Origin of the sequence: Sorangium sp. So ce394, from assembly GCF_051474665.1 — a bacterium.
Lineage (GTDB): Bacteria > Myxococcota_A > Polyangia > Polyangiales > Polyangiaceae > Sorangium > Sorangium cellulosum_D.
Genome location: NZ_CP150339.1, coordinates 11,362,500 through 11,381,171, shown reverse-complemented (window position 1 = coordinate 11,381,171; position 18,672 = coordinate 11,362,500). Strand labels below are relative to the sequence as shown.

Below are 18,672 nucleotides of genomic sequence, written 5' to 3'. Positions count from 1 at the left end.
CCGGCGCCCTTTGCGCCAATGGTTCGCGCCCCATATTCATCATCTCGGAGGATCTGCATGACGAAACCAATCCGCCGCGCGGGCGTCATCGGCGCGGGCGTCATGGGCAGCGGCATCGCCGCCCACTTCGCCAACGCCGGCATCGAGGTCCTGCTCCTCGATATCGTGCCCCCGAACCTCACCGACGCCGAGCGGAAGGACCCGGCCGCGAGGAGCCGGTTCGCCGCAGGCGGGCTCGAGAAGGCCCTCAAGGCCAGGCCCGCCGCGTTCTTCCACCCCTCCCACGCCCGCCTCGTGCGCACCGGCAACACCGAAGATCACTTCGCCGAGCTCGCCCAATGCGACCTCGTTATCGAGGCGATCATCGAGAAGATGGAGCCGAAGCGCGCCCTCTTCGCGCGCCTCGAGCAGGTCATGCGCAAGGACGCGATCGCGGCCTCGAACACCTCCGGGCTGCGCATCGAGGAGATGATGCAGGGGCGCTCCGAGGACTTCCGCAAGCGATTCCTCGTCATGCACTTCTTCAACCCGGTCCGGTACATGAAGCTCCTCGAGCTCGTCGCCGGCCCCGACACCGACCCGGCCGTCGTCGCCCGCGTGCGCAAGTTCGGCGAGGACGTGCTCGGCAAGGGCATCGTCTTCGGCAAGGACACCCCGAACTTCGTCGGCAACCGCATCGGCACCCACGCGATGCTCACCGCCATCCACCTCATGATCGAGGAGGGCCTCGCGCCCGAGGACGTCGACGCCATCACCGGCGTCGCCATGGCGCACCCGAAGAGCGCGAGCTTCAGGACCGGCGATATCGTCGGCCTCGACACCTTCGCCCACGTCGCCGACAACTGCTACGCGGCGCTCGAGCGCGACGAGGACCGCGAGGTCTTCAAGGTGCCCGCCTACATCCGCAGCATGATCGAGGCGAAGCTCCTCGGCGACAAGACCAAGGGCGGCTTCTACCGCAAGGCCAAGGAGGGGCTCGAGACGCTCGACCCGGCGAAGCTCCAGTACCGCCCGCACGGCGGCGACGAGGCGATCAAGAAGGCCACGAAGTCCTGCGAGAAGATCGAGGACCCCGCCGCGCGCGTGAAGAAGCTCGCGAACGACCCCGGCAAGGCAGGGCAGTTCGCCTGGAAGGTGCTCTCCCGCTCGCTCGCGTACACGGCGCGCCGCGTGGGCGAGATCGCCGACAGCATCGTGGCCATCGATGACGCCATGCGCTGGGGGTACAACTGGGAGCTCGGGCCGTTCCAGACCTGGGACGCGCTCGGCTTCGCCGAGACCGTCGAGCGCATGCAGAAGGACGGGATCAAGCTGCCCGAGTCGATCCTCCGCATGAAGCAGAGCGGCGCGACCTCGTTCTACCGGCAGGACGGCGCGGTGTTCGACCTGCTCAAGGGAGAGTACGTCGCCCGCGAGGTCGATCCGCGCAACGTCACGCTCGCCGGCGCGCGCCGCGGCGTGAAGCCCGTGCTCGTCAACGACGGCGCCGAGGCGTGGGACCTCGGCGACGGCGTGCTCGGCGTCACCTTCAAGACCAAGGCGAACAGCCTCGATCCGGACTCGATCGGGATGCTCTCGCTCGCCGCCGAGAAGGCCGAGCAGGACTTCCGCGCGCTCGTGGTCTTCAACCAGGGCGAGCACTTCTGCGTCGGCGCCAACCTGTTCCTCGTGGTGATGGCCGCGGGCAACAAGGACTGGGAGGCGATCCGCAAGATGGTGAAGGGCTACCAGGACGCGACGCAGCGGCTGAAGTACGCGAGCGTCCCGGTCGTGGCCGCGCCCTACGGGATGACCCTGGGCGGCGGGCTCGAGCTCTGCTTCGCGTGCGACGCGGTGCAGGCCGCGGCCGAGACGTACGCGGGGCTCGTCGAGGTCGGCGTCGGGCTGATCCCGGGCGGCGCGGGGACGCTGAACATGCTCTGGCGCGCGTTCGAGGGGATCCCGGAGGGCGTGCCGGTGAACTCGTACGACCTCGTGACGCAGGTCTTCAAGAACATCGCCCTCGCCAAGGTCGCGACCAGCGCGGACGAGGCGAAGGCGCTCGGGTTCTTCCGCAAGACCGACGGCGTGTCGTTCGACCGGGCGCGCCAGCTTTACGAGGCGAAGGCGCGCGCCGTGGGCCTCGCCGAGGCCGGGTACCACGCGCCCGTGCCGCGCGCCTACAAGCTCCCGGGCGAGAGCGGGATCGCGACGCTGCAGATGATGATCGACACGCTCGTCGCCGGCGGCCACGCCAGCGAGCACGACGCGAAGATCGCGCGCAAGCTCGCCGAGGTGCTCTGCGGCGGCGCCGGCGGCGCGGCGCGCGAGGTGACCGAGGAGGAGATCCTCGAGCTCGAGCGCGAGGCGTTCGTCAGCCTGTGCGGCGAGCCCAAGAGCGCTGAGCGGATGCAGTACATGCTGATGAACAACAAGCCCCTCCGGAACTAGGTGAACGCCATGGTCGACGTCGTAATTGCAGAGGCCGTCCGCTCGGCCGTTGGCCGGGCCCACAAAGGGTCGCTCGCGCAGAAGCGCCCCGACGAGCTCGCCGGCGAGGTCGTCGCCGCGCTGCTCAAGCGCGTCCCCCAGGTGAAGCCGGAGGACGTCGAGGACCTCGTCCTCGGCTGCGCCATGCCGGAGGGCGAGCAGGGGCTCAACGTGGCGCGCCCCGTCTCGCTCCTCGGCGGGCTGCCGCAGGAGTCGTCCGCGATCACCATCAACCGCTTCTGCTCGAGCGGTCTCCAGGCGATCGCGATCGCGGCGGGCAGCATCGCGATGGGGTCGCTCGACGTCGCCGTCGCCGGCGGCGTCGAGTCGATGACCATGGTGCCGATGACCGGCAACAAGCTGAGCGCGTCGCCGGAGGTGATGGAGCGCTGTCCGACGGTGTACACGCCGATGGGCATCACCGCGGAGAACGTGGCGAGCCGGTTCCAGGTGAGCCGCGCCGACCAGGACGCGTTCGCGCTGAAGAGCCACCAGAAGGCGGCCGCGGCGCGCGAGGCCGGGCGCTTCGAGGACGAGATCGTGACCGTGAAGGGCGTGCGCTACGAGAACGGCAAGCGCGTGACCTTCGACTTCCGCGCCGACGAGCTGATCCGCAAGGAGACCACGGCGGAGGCGCTCGCGGGGCTGAAGCCGTCGTTCGCGGCGAAGGGGAGCGTCACCGCGGGCAACAGCTCGCCGCTGTCGGACGGCGCCGCCGCCGCGCTCGTGATGAGCAAGGCGAAGGCGGACGCGCTCGGCGTGAAGCCGCTCGGGTACTTCCGGTCGTTCGTGACCGTCGGCGTCGACCCCGCCATCATGGGGATCGGCCCGGTGCCCGCGGTGCGGAAGCTGCTCGCGAGGACCGGGCTGAAGATGGCCGACATCGACCTCTTCGAGGTCAACGAGGCGTTCGCGTCGCAGGCCGTCTACGTGCAGCGGTCGCTCGAGATCCCCGAGGAGAAGCTCAACGTGAACGGCGGCGCGATCGCGCTCGGCCACCCGCTCGGGTGCACCGGCGCGAAGCTGACCGCGACCGCCCTCCACGAACTCCGCCGGCGCGGCGGCCGGTACGCCATCGTCACGATGTGCATCGGCGGCGGCATGGGCGCGGCCGGGCTGATCGAGCTGGCCCGCGCGACCGCGAGCGCCTGATCTCGGCCGGGGCGCGGCCCGCCGCGGCGCCGCGCTCCGGCTTCCCCGCGGCGGGTCGATGGCCTATAGAAGGGCCCATGCCCACCCACCTGACGACGTTTCAGGGGTCGATCCCCGACGCCTTGAAGCGGGCCATCGAAGAGAAGATCGAAGGCTCCACCGCCGAGGTGACCGGCGGCGGAGGGCACTTCAACCTCGTCGTGACCTCGCCGGTGTTCGCCGGCAAGAGCATGCTGGAGAGCCAGCGGCTGGTCTACAGCGCGATCGCCCACCTCATGGCCGGCGACCTGGCGCCCGTCCACGCCATCGACAGCCTGAAGACTAGGACTCCCTGAGCGGGATCAGCGGCGGCGCAACGGCGCCGCCGTCCACGCGGGCTCGACCTCGCAGGCGCTGCTGCAGCCGTCGCCGTCGACGGTGTTGCCGTCGTCGCACGCCTCCCGCGCGGTCTGGATGCCGTCGCCGCACACGGAGACGCACGCGCTGGGCTCGCCGCTGCACGTGTAGCCGAGCGTGACCTCGCAATCCGGGCTGCAGCCGTCCGCCCCGACCGTGTTGCCGTCGTCGCACGCCTCGGTGCCGATGAGCAGGCCGTCGCCGCAGAGCGGGCCGCAGACGCTCGGCTCGCCGACGCACCTGTAGCCCGCCTCGATCACGCAGACCCCGTTGCAGCCGTCCTCGCTCGCGAGGTCGCCGTCGTCGCAGGTCTCGGCGCCGCGCAGGAGGCCGTCGCCGCACATCGTCGAACAGATGCTCGGAGCGCCGGCGCAGGTGTACCCGGCCTCGATGGCGCAGCCCTCGCCGCAGCCGTCCCCCGCCGCGGCGTTGCCGTCGTCGCACCCCTCGGCGCCGGCCACCGCCCCGTCGCCACACACGGCGTCGCCGTCGCCGCCGCCGCCTCCCGCGCCGCCCGCGCCTCCCGCGCCCGCGCCGCCGGCACCGCCTGCGCCGCCGCCGCCCGCGTCGCTTGCGCCCCCGTCGCCGCCGCCTGCGCTCGCGGTCCCGCCGGTGTCCGCCGTCGTCGCGCTCGACACGGAGCCCGACCCGCCCCCGCCCGACCCGGCCCCGCCGCTGCTGTCGTTCGGGCCTCCCTCCCCGCACGCAAGGAGCGCCACGGCCGCGAGCGCCGCGGCCGACCCAGTCCACCTCGTGAACAGCATCCATCCCTCCAGGAGCGAGATCCGCGACCGACGGTGGCCCCCCATCGACTCCGTACCGAGCACCTGTCGCCGCAATCTCCCTCGGAATACCCGTCTCCGATAGCCAGGGACAATTCTAGCGCTGCTGGCGCGCTCGTCGCCCGGCGCGCACCCCGGCGCGCCGGGATCGCGCGGAGGGAGCGCGGTTTTCCCCGGCAGATCGCGGCGCTCCGGCGCGAGGCGACCCGCGCGCGGGGCCGGGCCGCGCCCGCGCCGAGGGGCCCCCGCCCGGCCCGCGGCCGGAGCCCGCCGCGCCGTCTGTTTGACACCGGAATTCGCGCGGTGGTACGTGGCGCCGAGCGCCAGCTCCAGGTGCGCTTGCCCCACCGCGACCTCACGAACCCGAGGACCCTGCCATGACGCCTCGCTCTCCGTTGCCCCCCGCCGAACCGCGCCCGGGCGCGCCCGACGCGCCCGACGATCGGCGCGCGCCGCCCCCCCGCAGCCAGCAAGGCCGGCCCCGCCGCCCGGGCGCCGCGCTGCTCTCCCTCGCCCTCGGCGCCGCGATGACCGCCGCCGCCGCGGGCGAGGCCGCGGCCCAGATGCGCACGGGCGAGGGCAGGAACGGCGACGGCATGGACCTGCACCTGTTCCGGCCGGCGGTCGACTCCAAAGGCCTCTTCTCGGTCAACGGGGCGGACATCCTCGGCGCCAACGACATCAGCCTGGGGCTCGTGCTCGATTACGGGCACAACATCCTGCCGCTCACCGAGAACGACCAGGGAACGAAGGTGATGCTGAATCACGCGTTTCAGGGCACGTTCCAGTTCGATTACGGCATCGCCAACTTCCTGGTCGTCGGCCTCTCCGCGCCGGTGGTGCTCAACGGGGCCAAGGCGATCAACGACATCGGCCCGGGCCCCGGCGGCAATTACGACGACGACTCGCTCGACGCCCAGGCGCTCGGCAACCTGGCGATCCACGCCAAGGTGCGCCTGCTCCGCCCCGATCAGGACGTGATCGGGCTCGCGGTGATCGCCCAGGCCGGCGTCGGCGTCGCCGGGGCGGAGGACTTCGCCGCGGACCCGGGGTTCTTCTTCTGGCCGCAGATCGTGCTGGAGAAGCGGTTCGGCATCACCAACCCGTTCCGGATCGCGCTGAACGCCGGCTACCGCGGCCACACCGGCAAGAACCCGGCGTTCGGCCTGCGCTCGGACGGCGCGACCTACCAGCTGAAGCACGGGGACTTCGAGTACTCGGACCTGATCACCGGCGGGTTCGGCATGAGCTACCGCGTGCTCACGCCGCTCGACCTCGTGGCCGAGACGTACCTGACGCAGCAGGTCGGCGGCGGCGAGAGCAGCAAGCAGAAGCTGTCGGCCGAGGCGGTCGGCGGTATCAAGCTCTTCATCGAGCGCAACAGCTTCCTCATGCTCGGCGCCGGGCTCGGGTACACGCCCGGCTTCCAGGCGGCGGAGCAGCGCGCGACCATCGGGTTCGTCTTCGAGCCGTCGATCGGCGACCGCGACGGCGACGGCATCAAGGACGATCAGGACGACTGCCCCGACGAGCCGGAGGACTACGACGGCTTCCAGGACACCAAGGCGGACTCGCCCCCCGGCAAGTACGGCTGCCCGGATCCGGACAACGACGAGGACGGCATCCTCGACGTCGACGACCGCTGCCCGAACAACCCGGAGGACCGCGACGGCGACGAGGACGACGACGGCTGCCCGGAGGGGAGCGACGGCGACCGCGACGGCGACGGCATCCTCGACTCGCGCGACAAGTGCCCGGACGAGCCGGAGGACCGCGACGGCTTCCAGGACAAGGACGGCTGCCCCGATCCCGACAACGACAAGGACGGCATCCCCGACAAGGCCGACCAGTGCCCGAACGACCCGGAGGACCGGGACGACTTCGAGGACGAGGACGGCTGCCCCGATCCCGACAACGACCGGGACGGCATCCCCGACGTGGCCGACAAGTGCCCGAACGATCCCGAGACGTTCAACGGGCTCGAGGACGAGGACGGGTGCCCGGACAAGGGCAGCGTCGTGATCGAGGAGAACAACATCGTCATCCTCGAGAAGATCCAGTTCGCGACCGGCAGCGCGGAGATCCTCCCGGAGTCGTTCGGCATCGTGCAGGCCGTCGCCGAGACGCTCAAGCACCACCCGGAGTTCACGCTGATCGAGGTGCAGGGGCACGCCGACGAGCGCTCGGCCGACGCCTACAACCTCAAGCTGACGCAGGCCCGCGCGGACGCGGTCGCGGCGGCGCTCGCGCAGCGCGGCGTCAACAAGAACGCGGTGCGCTCGATGGGCTACGGCGAGTACTGCCCGATCGATCCGGCCCACAACGCGGCGGCCTGGGAGAAGAACCGGCGCGTCGAGTTCAAGGTCGTGCGCACCGACAAGGGGCCGACCAACGTGGAGCTCGGCTGCGCGCTGGCCCGCTCCAAGGGCGTCGTCCCGCCGCCGCCCTGAGCGGCGCGCGCCCCCCGCGGCGGCCGCCCGCGCGCGGCCGATCTGGACAGGACGGGCGGGCCCGGGGGAGAGTGGCCCCATGAACGCCCGCGCCCCGCTCTCCGCCGCCGCGGCCCTCGCGGCGGCGGCGCTCGCCGCCCTGGCGGGCGGCTGCATCGACACCGACGCCGCCGTGTTCGTCGACCCCTCCATCGCCGCGCCCGAGGCGACCGTCTCGTCGGGCGCGCTCGGGACCGGCCTTCAGGCGAGCTTCGCGCTGAAGCTCCACCTGGGCCCGCGGGCGAGCGGTCCGAGCCGCGTCGCCGTGCGCGGGTTCGAGATCTCGAGCGCCGATCAGAAGACCGCGATCGTGGCGCCGCTCCCCGCCGAGACGACGACGCCGCTGCCGGTCGAGGTCGCTCCGGGCAGCGACGTCACCGTGGAGTTCACCTTCGATACGGGCGCGGCGGGCACGACGCTGCCGGCCGACGCCGCGGCGGCGCTCTGCGCCGCGGAGGGGATCCGCGTCACGGGGACGATCGAGGACTCGCTGGAGGACGGGGCGACGCCGGTCGCCTCCGCGGTGTTCCACGCGCGCTGCCCGTGACGCGCCGCGCGGCGGCGCCGGAGAGCGCGGCGGCGATCTCCGCGCTCTCCCGCGCCGCCGCGCGCGCGCCGCGCGCGCGCCGCGCTAAAATGCGGGCCATGGCGCAACGACAGCCCCCCCCGCCGCAGGCCGAAGCGGATCGCGCGCTCCGGTCTCCGGCCCACGACGGCGAGAGCAACGGAGGCGCGCCCCGCACCACGAACGGCGGAGGCGGCGACGGGCTCGGGCTCGACCAGGACGGGCTCGCGGCGCTCCGGCGCGCGGTGGCCGCGTGGCGGGAGGGCCCGGTCGCCGAGGCGTCGGCGCGCTTCCCGCCGCGCAGCGAGCGCTTCACCACCTGGAGCGGCGTCGACGTGCCCGACCTCGCGACGCCGGCCGACGCGCCGGTCGACCACGCGGCGGCGCTCGGGCTGCCCGGGGAGTACCCGTTCACCCGGGGCGTCCAGCCGACGATGTACCGCGGCAAGCTCTGGACGATGCGGATGTTCGCGGGCTTCGGGACGCCGGAGCAGACGAACGCGCGGTTCAAGTACCTGCTCGCCGAGGGGCAGACGGGCCTGTCGACCGCCTTCGATTTCCCGACGCTCATGGGCTACGACTCCGACTCTCCGCGGTCGCTCGGCGAGGTCGGGATGTGCGGTGTCGCGGTCGACACGCTCCGCGACATGGAGGTGCTCTTCGACGGCATCCCGCTCGATCAGGTGACCACGTCGATGACCATCAACGGCCCCGCCGTGGTGCTGCTCGCGTTCTATATCGCGCTCGCCGACAAGCGCGGGATCCCGCGCAAGCGGATCGGCGGCACCGTGCAGAACGACTGCCTGAAGGAGTTCATCGCCCAGCACGCCTGGCTCGTCCCGCCGCGCCCGGCGATGCGCGTCGTGACCGACATGATCGAGTTCTGCGCGCGCGAGGTGCCGCGGTGGAACTCGGTGTCGATCAGCGGCTACCACATCCGGGAGGCGGGCTCGACCGCCGCGCAGGAGCTCGCGTTCACGCTCGCGGACGGGCTCGCCTACGTCGAGAGCTGCGTCGAGCGCGGCCTCGACGTCGACGCGTTCGCGCCGCGCCTGTCGTTCTTCTTCGACGTCCACAACGACTTCTTCGAGGAGATCGCGAAGCTACGCGCCGCGCGCCGGATGTGGGCGCGGTTCCTCAAGGAGCGCTACGGGGCGAAGAGGGCCGAGAGCATGAAGCTGCGCACGCACGCGCAGACGGCCGGCGTCTCGCTGACGGCCCAGCAGCCCTACAACAACGTGGTCCGCGTCTCGCTCCAGGCGCTCGCCGCCGTGCTCGGCGGCACCCAGTCGCTCCACACGAACTCGCTCGACGAGACATACGCGCTCCCGACCGAGGAGAGCGTGACCATCGCCCTCAGGACGCAGCAGATCATCGCCCACGAGAGCGGCGTCGCGAACACCATCGATCCGCTCGGGGGGAGCTACTACGTCGAGTGGCTCACCGACCGCCTGGAGCAGGAGGCGCTCGAGTACATCCGGCGGATCGACGAGATGGGCGGGATGGTGACCGCCATCGAGAAGGGGTATCCGCAGCGCGAGATCGCCGCGTCGGCCTACCGGTTCCAGCGAGAGCTGGAGTCGAACGAGCGGATCATGGTGGGGGTCAACCGCTATGCCGCCGCCGGCGAGAAGACGATCCCCCTCCTCCGGATCGACGAGGAGGTGCAGCGGGTGCAGTGCCAGAACCTGGCCCGGGTCAAGGCCCAGCGCGATCAGGACCGGGTGCGAAGCGCGCTCGCCGAGGTGCGAAACAGCGCGCGCGGGCGCGACAACCTCATGCCCCCCATCATCGCGGCGGCGAGCGCGTACGCGACCGAGCAGGAGATCTGCGACGTGCTGCGCGACGTCATGGGCACGTACAGCGACCCTGCCGAATTCTGAGCTCGCGAGATCGCCGGCGCGCGCTCTGGCGAAGGCGCGGGCGCCGGAGTGCGCATCCGATCAGGTCGCGGGCCTCACGGCGGCCCTGGGAACCCCCTCAATTCGTCAGGTTGACACTTCTCTACGTCGGCCGGTAGAGTGCGCCGGCGTCAGGGTGCCGCAGTCGCGGCTCATCCGTGGCGCCGCCGTACGGTCTGCTGTTGTCGCTGCGCTGCGGCGCTGCGTGCTGTCGGTCGAGTGAGAGGATCGTCGCGGGCGACCGAGGTCGCCGCGAGGGAGCAAGCTTATGAAGAGTCGATCCATGTCGCGCCGCATTTTTGCCCTTTCGGCGCTCTTCCTGTCCGTCGGCGCCACGGCGGCCTGTGACAACAAGGGGGCCGAGTCCGGCAAGGACCCGGCGGGGGCGAACTCCGCCGCCGCGGGCCCCGGGGCCAAGGACCAGGGCGGGGCGAAGGGCGGCGCGAAGTTCGTCACCATCTCCAGGGAGCAGCAGGCGTCCTGGGTGCGCAACTTCAACCCGCTGCTCGGCGAGGGGAGCGTGCGCTTCCCCACCGTCGCCGGCATCTACGAGCCCATGATCGTGTACAACACGATGAAGGGCGAGTTCGTGCCGTGGCTCGCCACGAAGTACGAGTGGAGCGACCAGAACAAGAAGCTCACCTTCTCGACCCGCCCCGAGGTCAAGTGGTCCGACGGACAACCCTTCTCGGCGAAGGACGTCGCGTTCACGTTCGGCCTCCTCAAGAAGTTCCCGGCGCTCGATCTCTCGGGCGTGTGGAAGTTCGTCGACTCGGTCGAGGCCAAGGACGACAGCACCGTCGAGTTCAAGCTCAAGGAGGCGTTCGTCCCCGGGCTCCACTACATCGGCCACCAGCCGATCGTGCCGGAGCACAAGTGGAAGGACGTCGCCGACCCGGTCACGTTCACGAACGAGAACCCGGTCGCGACCGGCCCCTTCACCGAGGTGAAGACGTTCCAGAACCAGATCTACGAGCTCGGCAAGAACCCGAACTACTGGCAGAAGGGTAAGCCGGCGGTCGAGGGGCTGCGCTTCCCGGCGTACCCGGGCAACGACCAGGCGAACCTGGCGCTCATCAACGGCGAGGTCGACTGGGCCGGCAACTTCGTCCCCGACATCGACAAGACCTACGTCGCCAAGGACCCGGAGAACAACCACTACTGGTTCCCGCTCGTCGGCGGCACCGTGACGCTCTACCCGAACGCCACGAAGAAGCCGTTCGACGACATCAAGCTGCGCAAGGCCATCAGCATGGCCATCGACCGCGCGCAGATCGCCAAGATCGCGGTCAACGGCTACACGGTCGGCGCGGACGGGACCGGGCTCGACGACGCCTACGCGCGCTGGCGCAACGAGAAGGCCGCGGCGGCGGGCGACTGGACCAACTACGACGTGGCCAAGGCGAACGCCCTCCTCGACGAGGCCGGCTACGCCAAGGGCGCGGACGGGATCCGGGCGAAGGACGGCAAGCCGCTGAAGTTCGACATCAACGTCGTGACCGGCTGGTCCGACTGGGTGCGCGCGGTCCAGATCACCACGCAGAACCTGAAGGCGGTCGGCATCGACGCGTCGCTGAAGACCTACGACTTCAGCGCGTTCTTCGAGGCGCTCCAGAAGGGCACGTTCGACATGTCGATGGGCTGGACGAACACCGAGCCCACGCCGTTCAACTTCTACCGCGATCTCATGGCGCCGGAGTTCGTGAAGCCGGTCAACGAGGCCACGACGCGCAACTGGCACCGCTTCGCCGCCAAGGAGGCCGAGCCGCTGTTCAAGAAGTTCGCGGCCGCGACGGATCCGGCGGAGCAGAAGAGCATCATCGACGAGCTGCAGATGATCTACGCCCAGCAGGTGCCGGTCATCCCGCTGTTCAAGAACCCGTCCTGGGGCGAGTACAGCACGAAGCGCTTCGTCGGGTGGCCCAGCAAGGAGAACCCGTACGCCAAGCTGTCGCCGAACAACTCGCCGGACTACCTCCTCGTCCTGACCGAGATCAAGCCGAAGTGAAGGTCGCTGCGCGGCGCGCCGGGCACCCGGCGCGTCGCGCGCGTCTCCGCGCCTTCAGCGTCTCCGCGCGCCGCTGCGCGCCTCGTCACCTCGCCGCGCGTTCCGCGTAGCTCCTCCCTCCATCTCCGCACAAACCTTGGCCGCCGGCGGCGCCGGTGCGAAGATCGCACCGCAATGCGCCCCTCGGCCGCCCAGATCGCACGGTTCGCTGCGCTCCTCTCCGGAGCCGTCCTCGCCGCCTGCGGCGGCAGCCAGCACGCGGGCGCCGCGGCGTTCTGGGAGGGCGGCACCGTCGACCCCGCCGCGCCCGCCGAGCCGGACGCCGCGCAGCAGAAGGCGCCGCGCCGGGCGGTCGGGACGCCCGACGACTTCGACGGCGCCCCGTCCACGCCCGAGGAGCGGGCTCCCTCGGCGTGGGTCGGCGTGCGGCACGACCTCGCGCTCGCGCGCGCCGCGTCGCGCGCCGAGCGGTGCAGCTGCCTGGCCGTGGAGGTGGGGGAGGCGCGCGACCCGCGGTTCCAGTGGGCGGCCGGCGCCCCGGAGACCGGGGGCGACACGCTCGCCGTCGCCCTGAGCGCGCGCGGGGTGCCCTGCCCGGGCGGCCCCGCCGACGAGGAGCTCCGGCGCCCGTCGATCTCGGCGGTCGATCAGGAAGGGAACGACGTCATCATCGAGGTCGAGGAGCTGCCGCCCGGGCGGCCGCTCGCGACCGGCGCCGTGATCCCGAGGCCCGCCAAGGGCGGGGCGATCTACGTGAAGGGGCGGAGCGCGAAGGTCCCCTACGCGCGCGCCGCCGGCGGCGCGCGCTGCAAGGTGTATTGAGACCGGCGGCGGCGCTCAGTCGCTGGGAGCGCCCGCGCAGATCCAGTCGTTGATCTTCTTGATGTTGGCCTCGGACAGGGCCATGTTCGGCGGCGGGGGCATGCGCTTGCCGCCGTCGCACAGGTCGACGTTGCGCAGCTTGTTGATGATGTAGCTCTGGCTCGGCATGCCCGGCACGACGAGCACCCGATCGGCGCAGGTCGTGCTGTCCCCGTCGACGAGCTCGCCGTGCGCCGCGTTCGCGCGGAGATCGAGCTCGCCGGGCAGGTGGTCGCTGTTGCCGTGGCACCCCGCGCAGCTCGCGGTCAGGATCGCCTTCACGTCGGCGAAGGTCGCGGTGTCCGCGCCGCACGCCGGATCGGTCGGGGTGGAGCCGCCCTCGCCGGTGGAGCCGCCCTCGCCGGTGGAGCCGCCCTCGCCGGTGGAGCCGCCTTCGCCGGTGGAGCCGCCCTCGTTGGCGCCGCCCTCGCCGTTGGAACCGCCCTCGTTTCCGCCGCCTTCGCCCGTGGTGGCGCTGCTGGTCGAGGTGGTCCCGCCGCCCGAGCCCGTGGTGGCGCCGCTGGTCGAGCTGGTCGTGCCGCCGCCCTCGCCGCCGGGGTCGTCGTCCGAGCAGGCGGCCGCCGATAGGCCGACGGCGAGACAGAGGGCCAGTCGAAGTGTAGTTTTCTGGAGAAGCATGGAAGACCTCATTGCACTGGATTGACGCGGCGGTCGCCGCGCCATGAACGCCCGTAGCCTAGAGGTCTCTGTGGTCGTTCACAATGCATTTCGCGAGAAGGGCAGATATTCAGCGCCTCGCGAAATGGCGGCACTGCAACTCAATGGCAACGCTGTACCGCGCTGTCAGGCGCGCTACCCCGCGAGCGCCCTCGAGGACAGCAGCTCTCCCGGATCGCGCTCTGCCATCTCCTCGAAACGCGGGAGATCGGCGAGCCGGCGCGCCGTCGTGGCGCCCGTCTCGGGGTCGCGATCGAACGCGATCGCGCGGCTGAGGCCCTGCTTCGACACGCCCCGGAGCAGCGCGGGCGAGTGGGTCGTCGCCACGATCTGACAGACGGACGGCCGCGCCGCGCCCTCCAGGAGCTGCGCGAGCACGCCCGCGCGCTCGGGGTGCATGCCGGCGTCGGGGTCCTCCACGAGGAGCAGCGAGCCCTCCGGCGCGGTGAGCACGCCGGCGATCTTGCCGAGCGCGCGCAGCGCGCCGTCCGGGAGGCTCGGCGCCGGGACGCGGGCGCCGCCCTTCTCGACGAGCACCATCATCACGTCGCCGAGGCCCGTCTCCGCGAACTCGATATCGAGGATCTCGGGCGCGAAGATCGAGCGCACCCAGCCGAGCACGTCGGCCTTGTGATCGGCTTCCTGACAGAGCCAGCGGAGCACGGCGGAGAGGTTCTGCCCGCCGGCGCCGAGGTTCTCGATCTCGTGCGGCACGTAACCCCGCATCCGCGAAGGGTCGATGTCGATCGACAGCGTGCCCCGCATCGCGACCTGGAGCGCGTTGCAGAGCGCGATGACGTCCGAGAGGCTCACGTCGTCGCCGCGCCCGCGGTGGTGCTCGATCTGGCCGAGCAGGCTGCGCCGCGCGGGGTTGCGATCCATCGACGCGATCCTCATCGAGCGGCCCTTCTTCGACGCCGACATCAGCGCGCCCGCCGCGGCGAACCCCTCCAGGCCCTTCAGCGCCGACGCGGGCGTATCGAAGAGCGGCCCGCCGGCCGACTTCGCCTCGAGCGACTCGTGCTCGACGATCACGTCGGGCTCGACCTGACACGTGATCTTGTGTGTGAGCTCCTCCTTCCCTATCGCCCATCGGCTCTCGATGGTGAACGATTTGGCTCCCTTGTGGGTGGCCCCCTGCGTGCCGCCGCGCAGGCCCGGCCAGATCTCGCGCCTGCCGTCGACGCGGCCGCGGAAGATGTCGCACAGGGGGAGATCCAGCCCGACGCCCTGCAAGAAGCGCAGGGCGTCGAGGAAATTGCTCTTGCCGGAGCCGTTGGCCCCGAGCAGCAGCGTGAAGGGGGACAGCTCCACCGTTTGATCGGCGAAGCTCTTGAAGTTCTTGAGTCGAATGGATGTCAGCATGCCTGGCCGCTCGCAGCTCTCCATGTAGCCAGGCGGTTGGCCGGATGTAAAGCGCCGGCCGACGGCTCAGCGAAAGTCGAGGAGCTCGATGTCGAACACGAGCATGCCGGCGGGCGCGCCGGGGCGCGTCGGCTTTTCGCCGTACGCGAGCTCGGCCGGGATCCAGAAGCGCGCCTTCTCGCCTTTCACCATCAGCTGTACGCCCTCGGTCCACCCCTTGATCACGCCGCCCAGCGGGAAGGTGATCGGCTCGTCGCGGACGATGGAGCTGTCAAACATCTTCCCGTCCGTGGTCCACCCCGTGTAGTGCACGGTGACGCGGCTCGTCGGCTTGGGGTGCTCGGTGCCCGTGCCCTTCTGGAGGACCTCGTAGGCGAGCCCGGAGGGGGTCTTCTTCGCGGCCTTGGGCGGCGCCTTCACGTCCTTCGGCACGGGCGGGGGCTTCGGCGCGGGCGCGAAGTCGAGCAGCTCGACGTCGAACACGAGCATTCCGGCCGGGGCGCCCGGCTGCATCGGCCGGTCGCCGTAGGCGAGGTTGCCCGGGATCCAGAGGCGGCGCTTCTCGCCCTTGCTCATGAGCTGGAGCGCCTCCGTCCACCCTTTGATCACGCCGCCCACACCGAAGCTCGCCGGCTCGCCGCGGAGGACGGAACTGTCGAACATCTTTCCGTCGGTGGTCCACCCCGTGTAGTGGACCTTCACCTTGTCGTCGGGGCCGGGATGCTCCTTGTCCTTGCCCGGCGTCAGCACCTTGAACGCGAGGCCCGAGGCCGTCTTCTGCGCGTCCGCGGGCGGCGCGGCGACGTCCGGGGGCGCAGGCAGGCCGGCGGGCTCTGGCGGAGTCGGCTCCGCGGTGGGCTCGGCCGCGTGCGTGGGCGGCGCGGCCGGCTTGGCAGACGCGGCCGCTGGGGCGTCGGCGGTCGCCTGCGGGGCCGGCTTCTGATCGCAGGCGGCGAGGGGGACGGCAAGCATCGCAACAAGGACGAGGTATCCGCGCTTCATGCGCCGCTTCATAGCTCGTCCGCCGTCGAGAGCCGGTATTTTTGTGAGGTGCGCGGCGCGATTCCGTCGGTTGCGGACCCGGCGCCGCCGCCGGCCGTCCGCGCGCGGCGTTCGAGGGATCTCGACCCGACTGCGCGGAAGGTCTAGCGTGCCCCGGCCATGGGGAGATCGATATACTTCTTCGGCGGGGGGCAGGCGGACGGGGACGCACAACAGAAGGAGCTGCTCGGCGGCAAGGGCGCGGGGCTCGCCGAGATGACGCGCCTCGGCATCCCGGTGCCGCCGGGCTTCACGGTCACCACCGAGGTCTGCAACGCGTACTATGCCGCGGGCAAAGCGCTCCCCGCCGGCGTCGAGGACGAGATCAGGGCGGCGATCGGCCGGCTGGAGTCGCTGCTCGACGCGCGGTTCGGGAGCCCCGAGGCGCCGCTGCTCGTGTCCGTCCGCTCGGGCGCGCGCGCGTCGATGCCGGGAATGATGGATACCATCCTGAACCTCGGCCTGAACGACGAGATCGCCCGGGGGCTCGCGAAGCGCACGGGCAGCGAGCGATTCGCGCTGGACGCCTATCGGCGTTTCATCCTGACGTATGCCGATATCGTGCTCGGCGTGCCCCGCGACCGCTTCGAGGAGGCGCTCGGCCGCGCGCGCAAGCAGGCCGCGGTGCGGCTCGGCGTCGACGCGACGCGCCTGAACGCCGCCGAGCTCGAGCGCAAGGTGCCTGATTCGCTGCTCGATCCGGAGTCGCTCGCGGCGCTGATCCAGCGGCAGAAGGACATCGTCCTCGGGGCCACGGGGCGGCCGTTCCCCGACGACCCGTACGTGCAGCTCTGGGGCGCGATCCGCGCCGTATTCGACAGCTGGAAGAACCACCGGGCCCAGGTGTACCGGAAGATGCACGACATCCCGGAGGCGTGGGGGACGGCCTGCAATGTCCAGGCGATGGTGTTCGGCAACCTGGGCGACGATTCCGGGACGGGCGTCGCGTTCACGCGCGATCCGTCGACCGGCGAGCGGCGCTTTTATGGCGAATGGCTCCCCAACGCGCAGGGAGAGGACGTCGTGGCGGGGGTGCGCACGCCGCACCCGCTGTCGAAGTCCAGTGCGGGCGGCGTGTCCGGTGCGGGCGGCGTGTCCGGTGCGGGCGGCGTGTCCGGTGCGGGCGGCGTCGACGACGCGTGCTCGCTCGAGGCGCAGATGCCCGACGTGTACGCGGAGCTCGTCGAGGTGCAGGCCACGCTCGAGCGGCACTTCCGCGACATGCAGGACCTGGAGTTCACGATCCAGCAGAAGAAGCTCTTTCTCCTCCAGTGCCGCACCGGCAAGCGCACGGGCCGGGCGGCCGTGCGCATCGCGGTCGAGATGGCCAAAGAGGGCCTGATCAGCCAGCGCGAGGCGATCTTGCGGGTGGAGCCGGGCTCGATCGATCAGCTGCTCCACCCGAGCATCGACCCGAGCGCGCCGAAGAAGCTGCTCGCGCGCGGCCTGCCGGCGAGCCCGGGGGCGGCGACGGGGCAGGTGGTGTTCAGCGCGGACGAGGCGGAGCGGCGCGCCGGCCAGGGCAAGGCGGTGATCCTGGTGCGGTCCGAGACGTCGCCGGAGGACATCCACGGCATGAAGGCGGCGCGCGGCATCCTGACGGCCCGCGGCGGCATGACGAGCCACGCGGCCGTGGTGGCGCGGGGGATGGGCAAGAGCTGCGTGGCCGGCTGCTCGGCGATCAGCGTGAGCCAGGGCCAGATGGCGGTGACGCTCTACGACGATCACGGGCACCCGACCGACACGATCACGGTGAAGGCGGGCGACCTGATCACGCTCGACGGCGGCACCGGCACGGTCTACCTCGGGGCGGTGCCGACCGTGCCGGCGGCGCTGAGCGGCGAGTTCGAGGAGCTCATGGTCTGGGCCGACGCGGTCCGGCGCCTGCGCGTGCGGTCGAACGCCGACACGCCCCACGACGCGAGGACGGCGCGCAACTTCGGCGCGGAGGGCATCGGGCTCTGCCGCACCGAGCACATGTTCTTCGACGAGGAGCGGATCCAGGCGATGCGCGAGATGATCCTCGCGGACGGCGAGGCGGGGCGGCGGCGCGCCCTCGCGAAGCTCTTGCCGTTCCAGCGCGGCGATTTCGTGGGCGTCTTCCGCGAGATGGCCGGCTTGCCCGTGACGATTCGCCTGCTCGATCCGCCGCTGCACGAGTTCTTGCCGCAGGACGAGGCGCAGCTCCACCAGCTCTCGAAGGCGATGGGCGTCCCGGCGCAGGACCTCTCGCGCAAGAACGAGGAGCTCGCCGAGTACAACCCGATGCTCGGCCACCGCGGCTGCCGGCTGGCGATCACGTCGCCGGAGATCTACGAGATGCAGGCGCGCGCCATCGTCGAGGCGGCGTGCGAGGTCGCGGCGGCGGGCATCGAGGTCGAGCCCGAGATCATGATCCCGCTCAGCATGACCCGGCGCGAGCTCGCCATCACGCGCGCGCTCGTCGAGGGGGTCGCCGAGAAGGTGTTCGCCGAGAAGGGGCGGAGGGTCGACGTCCGGTTCGGGACGATGATCGAGCTCCCGCGCGCCGCGCTCGTGGCCGGCGAGCTCGCGGAGGAGGCGGAGTTCTTCAGCTTCGGCACGAACGATCTCACGCAGACGGCGCTCGGCATCTCGCGCGACGACGCGGGCCGGTTCCTCGGCGCGTACGTCGAGGCCGGCATCTTCGCGAGGGATCCGTTCCAGTCGCTGGACGCGGCCGGCGTCGGGGAGCTCGTGGAGATCGGGCGGGATCGGGGGCGCGCGGCGCGGCCCGGGCTGAAGCTCGGCGTCTGCGGCGAGCACGGCGGCGATCCGAGCTCGATCGCGTTCTTCGAGCGGGCCGGGCTCGATTACGTCTCCTGCTCTCCCTTCCGCGTCCCCGTGGCCCGCCTCGCGGCCGCGCAGGCGGCGCTCGCGGCCGAGTCCTCGAGGGGTCCGCGCGCGACGGACTGACCACCTCCGCTCCGGGACATACGCTGGCTGG

At 71.4% G+C, this 18,672-nt stretch carries 13 protein-coding genes; 9 read left to right on the top strand and 4 right to left on the bottom strand.

What is annotated here, in order from left to right:
* The first annotated feature begins 57 nt into the window (after positions 1 to 57).
* The 3 genes from WMF33_RS42035 (at position 58) to WMF33_RS42025 (ending at position 3,956) form a co-directional block, all read left to right on the top strand.
* A complete protein-coding gene (locus WMF33_RS42035) occupies positions 58 to 2,430 on the top strand; it encodes a 3-hydroxyacyl-CoA dehydrogenase/enoyl-CoA hydratase family protein (RefSeq protein ID WP_437333856.1) in 2,373 nt (790 codons plus the stop codon).
* A 9-nt stretch (positions 2,431 to 2,439) separates the two neighbouring features.
* Entirely contained in the window at positions 2,440 to 3,621 is a 1,182-nt protein-coding gene (locus tag WMF33_RS42030; RefSeq protein ID WP_437333855.1) for a thiolase family protein, read from the top strand.
* Positions 3,622 to 3,698: 77 nt separating this feature from the next.
* Entirely contained in the window at positions 3,699 to 3,956 is a 258-nt protein-coding gene (locus tag WMF33_RS42025; RefSeq protein ID WP_020740589.1) for a BolA/IbaG family iron-sulfur metabolism protein, read from the top strand.
* A gap of 6 nt (positions 3,957 to 3,962) precedes the next feature.
* On the opposite strand, the gene WMF33_RS42020 is transcribed toward WMF33_RS42025, so the two are convergent.
* Entirely contained in the window at positions 3,963 to 4,781 is an 819-nt protein-coding gene (locus WMF33_RS42020; protein WP_437333854.1) for a DUF4215 domain-containing protein, read from the bottom strand.
* Positions 4,782 to 5,176: 395 nt separating this feature from the next.
* On the opposite strand from WMF33_RS42020, the gene WMF33_RS42015 reads away from it, so the two are divergent.
* The 5 genes from WMF33_RS42015 (at position 5,177) to WMF33_RS41995 (ending at position 12,584) form a co-directional block, all read left to right on the top strand.
* Positions 5,177 to 7,249 carry an OmpA family protein gene (locus WMF33_RS42015; protein ID WP_437333853.1) on the top strand — a complete coding sequence of 691 codons (2,073 nt, stop codon included), beginning with the start codon at positions 5,177 to 5,179 and terminating at the stop codon, positions 7,247 to 7,249.
* 79 nt (positions 7,250 to 7,328) lie between these two features.
* The gene (locus tag WMF33_RS42010) at positions 7,329 to 7,835 is read left to right on the top strand and encodes a hypothetical protein (protein ID WP_437333852.1); all 507 of its coding nucleotides are present in this window, start codon (positions 7,329 to 7,331) and stop codon (positions 7,833 to 7,835) included.
* 98 nt (positions 7,836 to 7,933) lie between these two features.
* The gene (locus WMF33_RS42005) at positions 7,934 to 9,736 is read left to right on the top strand and encodes an acyl-CoA mutase large subunit family protein (RefSeq protein ID WP_437333851.1); all 1,803 of its coding nucleotides are present in this window, start codon (positions 7,934 to 7,936) and stop codon (positions 9,734 to 9,736) included.
* A 286-nt stretch (positions 9,737 to 10,022) separates the two neighbouring features.
* A complete protein-coding gene (locus WMF33_RS42000; protein ID WP_020740584.1) occupies positions 10,023 to 11,762 on the top strand; it encodes an ABC transporter substrate-binding protein in 1,740 nt (579 codons plus the stop codon).
* A 174-nt stretch (positions 11,763 to 11,936) separates the two neighbouring features.
* Complete coding sequence (locus WMF33_RS41995; protein ID WP_061629129.1) at positions 11,937 to 12,584, top strand: hypothetical protein; 648 nt, start codon at positions 11,937 to 11,939, stop codon at positions 12,582 to 12,584.
* Positions 12,585 to 12,599: 15 nt separating this feature from the next.
* On the opposite strand, the gene WMF33_RS41990 is transcribed toward WMF33_RS41995, so the two are convergent.
* The 3 genes from WMF33_RS41990 to WMF33_RS41980 all read right to left on the bottom strand — a co-directional run bounded on the left by WMF33_RS41990 (position 12,600) and on the right by WMF33_RS41980 (position 15,668).
* Entirely contained in the window at positions 12,600 to 13,262 is a 663-nt protein-coding gene (locus WMF33_RS41990; RefSeq protein ID WP_437333850.1) for a PE-PGRS family protein, read from the bottom strand.
* 174 nt (positions 13,263 to 13,436) lie between these two features.
* A complete protein-coding gene (locus WMF33_RS41985) occupies positions 13,437 to 14,666 on the bottom strand; it encodes an AAA family ATPase (protein ID WP_437333849.1) in 1,230 nt (409 codons plus the stop codon).
* Between the two features lie 66 nt (positions 14,667 to 14,732).
* Positions 14,733 to 15,668 (bottom strand): FKBP-type peptidyl-prolyl cis-trans isomerase, encoded by a 936-nt coding sequence (locus tag WMF33_RS41980; protein WP_437315575.1) that lies wholly within the window; start codon positions 15,666 to 15,668, stop codon positions 14,733 to 14,735.
* 159 nt (positions 15,669 to 15,827) lie between these two features.
* Between WMF33_RS41980 and ppdK the strand changes: the two genes are divergently transcribed.
* A complete protein-coding gene (ppdK, locus tag WMF33_RS41975; protein WP_437333848.1) occupies positions 15,828 to 18,641 on the top strand; it encodes a pyruvate, phosphate dikinase in 2,814 nt (937 codons plus the stop codon).
* Positions 18,642 to 18,672 lie beyond the last annotated feature (31 nt).

Coding starts and splice junctions, on each gene's coding strand:
- WMF33_RS41995 (WP_061629129.1), top strand. CDS start 11,937: ATGCGCCCCTCGGCCGCCCAGATCGCACGGTTCGCTGCGCTCCTCTCC.
- WMF33_RS41990 (WP_437333850.1), bottom strand. CDS start 13,262: ATGCTTCTCCAGAAAACTACACTTCGACTGGCCCTCTGTCTCGCCGTC.
- WMF33_RS42030 (WP_437333855.1), top strand. CDS start 2,440: ATGGTCGACGTCGTAATTGCAGAGGCCGTCCGCTCGGCCGTTGGCCGG.
- WMF33_RS42020 (WP_437333854.1), bottom strand. CDS start 4,781: ATGCTGTTCACGAGGTGGACTGGGTCGGCCGCGGCGCTCGCGGCCGTG.
- ppdK (WP_437333848.1), top strand. CDS start 15,828: ATGGGGAGATCGATATACTTCTTCGGCGGGGGGCAGGCGGACGGGGAC.
- WMF33_RS42000 (WP_020740584.1), top strand. CDS start 10,023: ATGAAGAGTCGATCCATGTCGCGCCGCATTTTTGCCCTTTCGGCGCTC.
- WMF33_RS42005 (WP_437333851.1), top strand. CDS start 7,934: ATGGCGCAACGACAGCCCCCCCCGCCGCAGGCCGAAGCGGATCGCGCG.
- WMF33_RS41985 (WP_437333849.1), bottom strand. CDS start 14,666: ATGCTGACATCCATTCGACTCAAGAACTTCAAGAGCTTCGCCGATCAA.
- WMF33_RS42015 (WP_437333853.1), top strand. CDS start 5,177: ATGACGCCTCGCTCTCCGTTGCCCCCCGCCGAACCGCGCCCGGGCGCG.
- WMF33_RS42010 (WP_437333852.1), top strand. CDS start 7,329: ATGAACGCCCGCGCCCCGCTCTCCGCCGCCGCGGCCCTCGCGGCGGCG.
- WMF33_RS42025 (WP_020740589.1), top strand. CDS start 3,699: ATGCCCACCCACCTGACGACGTTTCAGGGGTCGATCCCCGACGCCTTG.
- WMF33_RS41980 (WP_437315575.1), bottom strand. CDS start 15,668: ATGAAGCGCGGATACCTCGTCCTTGTTGCGATGCTTGCCGTCCCCCTC.
- WMF33_RS42035 (WP_437333856.1), top strand. CDS start 58: ATGACGAAACCAATCCGCCGCGCGGGCGTCATCGGCGCGGGCGTCATG.